Annotated in this window: 9 protein-coding genes; 5 read left to right on the forward strand and 4 right to left on the reverse strand. The window is 55.1% G+C overall.

The window, feature by feature from the left end; translation table 11 throughout:
- The coding region (locus H8Q75_RS10545; protein ID WP_297041566.1) for a phosphoglycerate kinase at positions 1-631 on the reverse strand (631 nt) is incomplete at its 3' end.
- Positions 632-778: 147 nt separating this feature from the next.
- Between H8Q75_RS10545 and H8Q75_RS10550 the strand changes: the two genes are divergently transcribed.
- The 3 genes from H8Q75_RS10550 (at position 779) to H8Q75_RS10560 (ending at position 4,830) form a co-directional block, all read left to right on the forward strand.
- The gene (locus H8Q75_RS10550) at positions 779-1,168 is read left to right on the forward strand and encodes a universal stress protein (protein ID WP_024125259.1); all 390 of its coding nucleotides are present in this window, start codon (positions 779-781) and stop codon (positions 1,166-1,168) included.
- Between the two features lie 112 nt (positions 1,169-1,280).
- Positions 1,281-3,839 carry a DUF3536 domain-containing protein gene (locus tag H8Q75_RS10555; RefSeq protein WP_297041569.1) on the forward strand — a complete coding sequence of 853 codons (2,559 nt, stop codon included), beginning with the start codon at positions 1,281-1,283 and terminating at the stop codon, positions 3,837-3,839.
- Between the two features lie 247 nt (positions 3,840-4,086).
- Positions 4,087-4,830 (forward strand): DUF2993 domain-containing protein, encoded by a 744-nt coding sequence (locus H8Q75_RS10560; RefSeq protein ID WP_024125261.1) that lies wholly within the window; start codon positions 4,087-4,089, stop codon positions 4,828-4,830.
- Here the strand turns inward: H8Q75_RS10560 and H8Q75_RS10565 are convergent.
- Positions 4,780-5,472 carry a phosphoribosylanthranilate isomerase gene (locus H8Q75_RS10565; RefSeq protein WP_024125262.1) on the reverse strand — a complete coding sequence of 231 codons (693 nt, stop codon included), beginning with the start codon at positions 5,470-5,472 and terminating at the stop codon, positions 4,780-4,782. The two genes, H8Q75_RS10560 and H8Q75_RS10565, sit on opposite strands and share 51 nt — an antisense overlap.
- A 94-nt stretch (positions 5,473-5,566) precedes the next feature.
- Here H8Q75_RS10565 and psaK point away from each other — a divergent pair, with 94 nt between their 5' ends.
- The gene (gene psaK, locus H8Q75_RS10570; protein WP_024125263.1) at positions 5,567-5,818 is read left to right on the forward strand and encodes a photosystem I reaction center subunit PsaK; all 252 of its coding nucleotides are present in this window, start codon (positions 5,567-5,569) and stop codon (positions 5,816-5,818) included.
- Here psaK and H8Q75_RS10575 read toward each other — a convergent pair.
- Together H8Q75_RS10575 and pyk are read right to left on the reverse strand one after the other, a co-directional pair.
- On the reverse strand, positions 5,795-6,748 hold the full coding sequence (locus tag H8Q75_RS10575) for a serine hydrolase (RefSeq protein ID WP_297041576.1): 954 nt from the start codon (positions 6,746-6,748) through the stop codon (positions 5,795-5,797). The two genes, psaK and H8Q75_RS10575, sit on opposite strands and share 24 nt — an antisense overlap.
- Positions 6,749-6,762: 14 nt before the next feature.
- Entirely contained in the window at positions 6,763-8,547 is a 1,785-nt protein-coding gene (pyk, locus tag H8Q75_RS10580) for a pyruvate kinase (protein WP_024125265.1), read from the reverse strand.
- 248 nt (positions 8,548-8,795) lie between these two features.
- Here pyk and H8Q75_RS10585 point away from each other — a divergent pair.
- A partial coding sequence (locus tag H8Q75_RS10585) for a GTP-binding protein (protein WP_297041578.1) occupies positions 8,796-9,560 on the forward strand: 765 nt, incomplete at its 3' end.

Raw genomic sequence — 9,560 nt, forward strand, 5'->3', positions numbered from 1 at the left:
CTTCAATGACACCAATCTTAGAAGAAACTTTCGATCCCCCCACAATAGCCGCCAGGGGACGGCGGGGATGTTCGATGGCATTTTGCAGATATTCCAATTCTTTCTCCATCAAAAAGCCCGCCACGCAAGGACTGAGGTACTGAGTCACCCCAGCGGTTGAAGCATGGGCGCGGTGCGCAGTGCCAAAGGCATCGTTGACATAGACTTCGGCACAGGCGGCCAGTTGCTTGGCAAATTCGGGATCATTTTTTTCTTCCCCCGGATGGAAGCGCACATTCTCCAGCAGGCAGACATCACCATTAGCCATGGCTTGGGTGTGGGCAACCACGGCATCCCCAATGCAGTCATCGAGCTTGGCCACGGGTTTGTGGAGCAGTTCCGAGAGCCGCTGGGCCACGGGGGTGAGGCGCAACTTCTCATCCACGCCCTTAGGACGGCCAAAGTGGCTGACCAGAATGACTTTTGCACCTTTGCTGATCAGGTCTTGAATGGTGGGCAGGGCTGCACGGATACGAGTATCATCAGTAATGACCCCGTTTTCGTCGACGGGGACGTTAAAATCCACCCGCACGAGGACACGCTTTCCTTCTAAGTCGGCGGCGGATAACTGCGCTACGGATTTTTTAGACACGCTAGAGCCTCCTAAATGCGTTAAAAGATAGATGATAGTACTAGGGGCATAACAATCCCGGCTAGCGATGGAGTGATGCGCTACAAATCCCTCACCTGATTCTACCCAAGGGCGTACCCTTCCACTTGACTCCCATGAGGTAACTCTATGTTCAAAACCATTCTTTTTCCCATTGACCGTAGCCGTGACACCCAAGAAGCCATGCCCACGGTGGTTGAGATGGTGAAACTGTTCCAGAGCCAGTTGTTTCTGCTGTCGGTGGAGGAAAGCCCAGAACCCGATCCAGAGCTAGAGGCAGCGATCGCTGAGTTTTTGAATCGAGTGAAGGAAGCCTTTGCCCAGCAGGCGATTGTGGCGGAAACCTTGCTACGGCGCGGCAAACCTGCCTTTGTTATCTGTGATGTGGCCGATGAGATCAATGCCAGCTTAATTATTATGGGCTGCCGAGGAACGGGGCTTACCCCAGAGGGGTTCCAAGAAAGTGTTAGCAACCGCGTGATTAATTTGGCGCCCTGTCCAGTTTTGGTCGTGCCCTAGGGTAACTGCATCTTGCGGAGCTTGAAGTTTCGTCACAAAGGGCCTAGCCCCTGGGGCGATCGCCGATGATCAAAGAAAGGAAACGTACCGTCTTGTCCTGTGGTTGATCTGCATGCTGAATTCAACGGATGTGACGCCTACAGCTTCTGTCCCCGCTGCCGATCAACTGCAGGCCCTTGGGGTGTACATCACTATCCATGGCCATTTCTATCAGCCCCCCCGCGAAAACCCCTATCTCAATGCCATTGAACACCAACCCAGTGCCCAGCCATTTCACGATTGGAATGAGCGCATTTACTACGAGTGCTATCGCCCCAATGCCTTTGCGCGGATTCTCAACGATCGCGGTGAGGTCATTGATATTGTCAATAACTTTGAATACCTAAGCTTTAATATTGGCCCAACGCTCTTTAGTTGGCTTGAGCGCTACGATCTCGAGGTCTATCAGCGCATTATTGAGGCCGATCGCCACAGTTGTCAGCGCTTCAATGGCCACGGCAACGCGATCGCCCAAGTCTATAACCACATCATTTTGCCCTTGGCCAACTATCGGGATAAATTGACCCAGATTCGTTGGGGTAAGGCAGACTTTCGGCGGCGGTTTGGCCGCGAACCGGAGGGGATGTGGCTGGCAGAAACGGCCATTGATGATGAAACTGTAGCCGCACTGATTCAGGAGGGGATTCGCTTTACTGTTTTGGCGCCTTCCCAGGCTCAACGCTGTCGGCCGATTCTCCCTGAGGGGGACGCCGAGTGGATCGAGGTCAGCGGCAGCCAAATTGATCCAACGCGTCCCTATCGCTGCTATTTACCGGGGGGCGATCGCCAGCGGGATTACCTAGACATCTTCTTCTACGATGGTCCCATTTCGCGGGATATAGGCTTTAGTGACCTGCTCACTAGCTCTCAATTTCTGGCGGGACGGTTGGGGCAGGCCGTGCGTGGCGATCGTCGCCCCAGTCAAATTATTGCCGTTGCCACCGACGGTGAGACCTTTGGCCATCACAAGTATGGCGGTGAAAAAGCCCTCGCCTATGCTTTTAAGGTGGAATTTCCACAGCGGGGTTGGCAGGTGACCAACTTTGCCTATTACCTCAGCCTCTTTCCCCCTACTTGGGAAGTGGAACTCAAACCAGTCACCGCTTGGAGTTGTGCCCATGGAGTGGATCGCTGGCAGGACAATTGTGGCTGCGGCGGTGGTGGCGAGTGGCATCAGCGGTGGCGACGCCCCTTGCGGGATGCCCTGAACTGGTTGCGGGATGAGCTCATTGATATTTATGAAACCCTGGGCAGTGATTTATTTCAGGAGGTTTGGGCTGCCCGTGATGCCTATATTGAGGTGATTGCCGATCGCTCCCCGGAGACCCTGCACCGCTTTTTGGCCCACCACCAACGTCGCCCCCTGAGTCAAAGGGAGCAAATGGATGCCCTGCGTCTGCTGGAGATGCAGCACCATGCCCTGCTGATGTTTACCAGTTGTGGTTGGTTCTTTGATGAACTCTCGCGGCCGGAGGGGGTGCAAATTCTCCGCTATGCGGCACGGGCAATCGAACTGGCAGGGGATGTCGCCGGTGTACAGTTGGAAACCGAGTTTATTGAGCGGCTGGCAGCGGCCCCCAGCAACGTACCGCAGTTTGGCGATGGGGCAAGGGTCTATCACCAGTTGGTAAAAACAGCTCAAATTAGCTTACAGCAGGTGGCTGCCCACTATGCCATCGGTTCCCTCTTTAACAGTTATTCCCGCCAACACCAACTCTACTGTTATGAGATTGAGCAGGGGGATTACCATCTCCAACGCATGGGCAGCCTGACGCTGGCGATCGGCCAAATTCAACTCACCTCGACGATTACAACCGAGTCACAACTGTTGATCTTTGCTGTCTTGCACCTGGGGGGCTGGGACTTCCACTGTGCCATTCAACCCTTCCAAGGGCGGCGCGAATATAGCCAGATCAAGACCCATCTCCTGCAAGCCTTCCAACAGGGCAGTGCGGCGCGGGTGGTGATGGCGATGACGGAACGCTTTGGGGGGGTGGCCTACAGCTTGGACAATCTCTTTGCTGAAGAACGACACCGCCTCATGGGGGTGCTGGCGCGGGAAACCCTGACCCGCTTGGATCAGCTGTATACCCAAGTCTATCGCGATAACTACGGCATCCTCATGGGGTTTCAGCGGGATGGCCTGAGTGTGCCCCAAGAGTTGCAGGTGGCCGCGGCGGTGGCTTTGACCCATCGTGCCATTAGCCATTTGCGAAGTTTAGAGCAAGACCTCAGCGATCTGGGGGATTTGCCCTTGGCAGATCTGCAAAGCCATTTGGCAGAATTGGCGGCGATCGCCCGCGAGGCGCGGCTGTTGGGCTGTCGGCTGAGTCTGCAAGAGCAACAACGGCTCCTCGAGCAGAACATTACTACGGGATTACGCTATCTGGCTCACCATTTGGAGAGTCATACCCTAGGACAATTGAGCCCCTTGCTGCAGGACTTGATCACAGTTGCGGATGCCTTGGGTTTGAACCTGAATCTGGATCGAGCGCAGGAGCAGCTTTATACCCTCATGGGTCAACTGCGGCAGAAGGGCAGGCACCTCAGTGAGGGCGATCGCCGGCACCTGCAAACCTTAGCCACCCGCCTTAAGGTTGATCCTCACCTATTGGCTTCCCTTGCTTCCTAGGAAAGCATCACCCCTCAGGCTAGAACCAATCCTGGGAGGAGATCTTCCCCAGAGAAGTGCCGCGGGGCGATCGCGACTTCAGGGAATCTTTGGGAGCGGTAGATTGCCACTGCCCCAGTTCTAGCAGGTTAGGAAAGTTGTCTCTGCCACGACCCAACCGATATCTCGTTTCGTTAAAATCAGCAAACTAGCCCCACAAGCCGGCCTAGGTAGGGGGAGTAGATAGAAAAAGTTGTGAGGAGTCGGTATGTCGTCAACGTCGCCAGAAATGGCTGAGGCTTTGGTTGCTTCATCTCCTGTTGCTGAGCGGGGGCTGATTCCACGGGTATTGCGACCGGCACTGCAGTGGTGGTTATCCTCACAGCTAGAGCAGGCAACCGGACTGGAAATTGAGATTCAAGGGGGCGATCGCCAGCTATTGCGGGGGTACTTACCGCACGTGCGCATTGCCGCAGCAACAGCCAGTTATCGCGGGATTCAATTGCGCCAAGCGGCAGTCCAAGCAGAACAGATTCAGATTAATCTAGGGCAGGTGTTGCGGGGCCAACCCCTAAAACTATTGGCACCCGTGCCGCTGCGGGGCGAACTGGTTCTCAGCCAAGCCGATCTGAACGCCTCCTTGCGGGCCCCCCTCCTGCAATCCGGCCTACGGGAACTACTGAAGTTGCTCCATCAGCGGGGCTTGGGCAAGCCGGGAGTGGATCTCCAAGAGTGGCAACTGCTGCATACACAGGGAGAATTGGGGACTGGCTGCCTCAAACTGAGGTTCTCGATGGTGAATGCCCAAGGAGAGCAGGGGGATTGGCATCTCATGACCCATGTGCGCTTGCAGGATGAACGGACGCTCTGCTTAGAAAAGGTGCACTGGCAAGGGGAACGTGAGATTCACCCCACGGTGACCATTGATTTGGGTGATGGGGTCGCTATTCAAGAGTTGCGGCTAGAAGCGGCTGCCCTCAGGGTACAGGGAATGGTTTGCATTTATCCCTAGGTTGCTCAGCAACGCTGCCACGCGCCCTAAATCCTTGACCCCCGGCCGACTTTCCACCCCACTGGCAAGGTCAATTCCTTGGGGCTGGGTTTGAGCGATCGCCTGACGGCAATTTTCGGGTGTAATGCCCCCCGCCAGCCACCAAGGGCAAGGAATGTGTAACTCTTTAAGTAGCGTCCAGTCAAAGGGTTGACCCGTGCCCCCCAACTGCTGTGGATGGTAAGCATCCAAGAGAATGCGATCTACAATCGGGGTGTAGGCGGCAATCTCGGTGAGGGTGGCCGCCGATCGCACCCGCAGGGCTTTGATGAGCACGATATGAGGGAAGGTCTGGCGCACCGATTGGCAAAATTCAGGCGATTCACTGCCATGGAGCTGTAGCGCTTGTACCCCTGTGGTTGTGACTAAATTGGCTAATGCCTCGAAATCAAGATTGGCGACAACAGCTACCGTCAGCACGGAAGGGGGCAACTGCCGACAAATGTCTGCAATGGTTGGGGGGCTGACGTAGCGGGGCGAATGGGGGACACTAATGAAGCCAAGGGCACTGACACCCATTTGGGCGATCGCGATCGCCTGCTCGGGCAGGGTCAAACCACAAATTTTGACGGCAATTTTTACAGGGGTGGTTGCGTTAAGCATTTGTAACAAGATGCACTATTTTGTAAAGAACTGGCGGGGGCAATCCGGTGGTTCCGTATAATTCATGGGCAATTGTACCCATTTAGGAGGAACCATGGTGTTAGCCACGCTCCCCGATACCACTTGGACGCCCTCTGTGGGGCTGGTGGTGATCCTCTGCAACCTGTTTGCGATCGCTATTGGCCGCTATGCCATTCAATCGCGGGGAAAAGGCCCCGGCTTACCCATTGCCTTGCCTGCCCTCTTTGAAGGCTTTGGTCTGCCAGAATTGCTGGCCACCACCAGCTTTGGTCACCTTTTGGCGGCTGGTGTTGTCAGTGGCCTACAGTACTCCGGCGCCCTCTAGGGTGGGAATGCCACTGGCAATCTGACGGGAAATGAAGGGCAGTACCTCTGTATTTTTACTGGCAGTGGAATTTTCCGTAAAGACCACCAAGGTATAGGGGCAGCGATCCGGGAGTTCAATATAGGCCGCATCATGGCGCACCCAACTGGTGAGTCCCGCCTTTGACCACAGCTTTGTCCCTGGAGGTAGCCCTTCCCCCAAAAATCCCTGGACTTGGTTTTCTGGATCCTCAGCCAAAAGCTCTGGATCCAGCGATCGCTCCATCAGTTCCATCATCGCTTGACTGGCGCTGGCAGCAACCGCAACGCCGCCAACAATACTGTGGATTAACTTGGCCGTGGCATTGGTTGTCAGACGATTGGCATTCTGGCGATCGCGCCCGACAAATTCCTGCTCTCGTCCATAGGGGCCATCACACCATGTTTTTTGATTCACGTTGATATGCGTTAGCTCTGGCCACCCCAAGGACTGAAAATAGCGATTGACGATATTGCGCTGGTATTGCCACGTCCGAAAGGGCTCCGGCGGCAGGACTGGGCCACTGGTGGTTCCCGTGAGCATATCCACCACTAGGCTGGTGGCATCGTTGCTGGAATCCACAATCATATCCCGCATGGCGCGTTCCAATTCCGCATCGGGCTGGAGCATGCCACTGTGGAGCCACTCATGGCAAGCCACAAGATAAAACAGTTTCACCACACTAGCCGGGTACATCGGCACATCGCCGCGATAGTGAGCGCCGGGAATCAAGTACTGCCAAAATTCTGTTGCCGTAAGCGCTCCGCCCGTATTCACCGGAATGGGTGGTGGATACACCAGCAAGGTCAGGGCAATGTCCTCTTGGCCTAGCCAAGGAAAGTGTTGCCATGTCGCCTGGAGCGTCCGCATCACCAAATCTGTGAGATAGGTGTTGGCCCGAAAAAAAGTCATTGGCTGCTCCACTCCTACTCGGGCGATCGCTCCCCGCCATTGCGGGCACCGGAATAAACCAAGCCGCGTTCCACATCCATCGTCAGGATGGTGCCCTCACGAATCAGCCGAGTGGCATTTTTGACGCCCACAATCACCGGAATCCCCAGCCGCAACCCCAAGACAGCGGCATGGCTTGTGAGGCTGTCCTCCTCGGTAATAATGCCTGCCGCCTTGCGAATCACTTCCACCAACTCAGCACTGGTGCGCTCCGCCACCAAGATTTCCCCACTATTAAACGTGCGCACCGGCATCCCTTGGCGTACCACCCGCGCAGGGCCACTAACAGATCCATGGCCAATGCCACAACCCCGCCCCATCACTGACGTGACCAGTTCCACCTTGATCATATCCGTGGAGCCAGAAACCCCCTGCAGTGTGCCCGCCGTCATGACCACGAGATCCCCCTCCTCAAGGAAGCCCCGCTCCTGGGCGGCATTAATCGCTGCCTGGAAGGATTCGCGCATCGAGGGATGGTCCAATGTCAGCAGCGGTTCTACGCCCCAGACCAACTGGAGGCGTCGGGCCACTTCGATATGGGGTGTTGCCGCCAAAATAGGAATTTGGGGACGAAACTTGGAGACATTCCGGGCCGTTGCGCCCGTTTTAGTTTGGGTAATGATTGCTTTGGCATGCAGCTGCGCCGCCACCTGTCCCACCGCTTGACTAATGGCATTGGGAATAGAACGCACCGCCGTAGACTCCGCCCCGGGAGGTTGCCGCAGTTGGGGTTGGTTGTCAATGCGGGCAGCAATTGTGGCCATCATCTTCACCGCCTCGACGGGGTATTCCCCCATCGCCGTTTCATTGGAGAGCATCACGGCATCAGTGCCATCGAGAATGGCATTGGCGACATCGGAAATCTCTGCACGGGTAGGACGAGGGCTTTTCACCATGCTGTCGAGCATTTGTGTGGCCGTAATGACCGGGATGCCCAAGCGGTTGGCGGCAGCGATCAGCCGTTTTTGCAGAATCGGCACATCTTCGGCGGGCAATTCAACCCCCAGATCACCCCGGGCCACCATGACGCCATCACAGAGGGAGAGAATGGCATCCATCTGCTCAATCGCCTCGTGCTTTTCGATTTTGGCAATGACTGGCACCTGCTTCCCAGCGTTGGCAATCAGTTCTTTGATCTCCAGTACATCTTGGGGATTGCGAACAAAGCTGAGAGCCACCCAATCTACCCCTTGATTGAGGCCAAACATCAGATCTTCGCGATCTTTCTCTGTCAAGGCTTTAATCGAGAGGTAAACCCCCGGAAAGTTCACACCCTTGGCATTGGAGAGCGTGCCCCCAACAACCACTTGGCAATGGAGCTCACCCGCTTCTTTATCCACTTCTTCCACGAACATTTCCACGCGGCCATCGTCGAGCAAAATCGTGGCACCGGCGGGCACCTCTTGAGCCAAGGGGGGATAGGTAATCGAGCTAATGTGCTGATTGCCCATGATAGGGCGACTCGTGAGGGTAAAGCGATCGCCCCGCTTCAGGGAAATGGAGCCATGCTCAAACCGCCCAAGGCGAATCTTGGGGCCTTGCAAGTCCTGCAAAATGCCCACCGGTTGCCCGAGTTCGTAGGAAATTTGGCGAATTAGGCGAATGCTGCGCTGGTGATCGTCATGGGTACCATGGGAAAAGTTTAGACGCAGGGTGGTTGCTCCCGCTTGAATAATGGCGCGCAATTTGTCGGGGTGACTGACTGCTGGACCAATGGTGGCGACAATTTTGGTGCGGCGTTGCAACGGCTGGTTCGACATAGATGGTTGAATGATGAGGCTCCAACAGGTTACCGTATTTCCTAGAACCCTTGGTAGGGATAGGGGATACATGCAGTGAGTGGCATTGCCCTTTTGGGAATGGCTAAATCTAGAAATCGGCGTAAAGTGGTTGCTTCTAGCCTACAGCACAGCGATCGCCCTTGGCGGTGTTCCCTAGGAAGGATGGGCAAGTTCTTTTTTCGACTTAAAATATGAGAATGATTCTCTTTTTCTTGGGCCATTGACCTATGACAACTACCCTTTCTGATCCCTCTCCCAAAATGCAGGCTGAAAAACACGGTCTGCCTGTCACCATCATCACTGGTTTTTTGGGGAGTGGCAAAACAACCCTTTTAAACCATATTCTCACAAACCAAGAAGGCCTCAAAACCGCTGTACTCGTCAATGAATTTGGCGAGATTGGCATTGATAACCAGCTTTTGGTGTCCCAAGATGAGGGCATGGTGGAGCTCAGCAACGGCTGTATCTGCTGCACTATCAACAACGACTTGGTGAATGCCGTCTATCGGGTTCTTGAGCGGCCCGACAAGGTGGACTATTTGGTGGTGGAAACAACGGGATTGGCGGATCCGTTGCCGGTGGCTCTAACCTTTCTGGGGACCGATCTGCGGGATCTCACCCGCTTGGACTCGATTATTACCGTGGTGGATGCGGAGAACTTTAGTCTGGATCTTTTCAATAGCAGCGCTGCCCAAAGCCAAATTGCCTACGGTGACATTATTCTGCTCAACAAAGCAGATCTAGTCACCGAGGAACGCTTGCAGGAGCTCGAACGGCGAATTCACGAGATGCGGGAGGGGGCACGGATTATTCGCACCGTGAAGGCACAGGTACCGCTGCCCTTGATTTTGAGTGTGGGATTGTTTCAGAGCGATCGCTACTTTCATCCTGAACACGAGCACCCTGAGCACGACCACGATCATGATCACGATCATGGGTGTGATGAACATTGCGATCATGATCATCATCACCACCCTCATCACTCCAATCAC

The organism is Thermosynechococcus sp. OHK43 (assembly GCF_014466085.1).
Taxonomy (GTDB): domain Bacteria; phylum Cyanobacteriota; class Cyanobacteriia; order Thermosynechococcales; family Thermosynechococcaceae; genus Thermosynechococcus.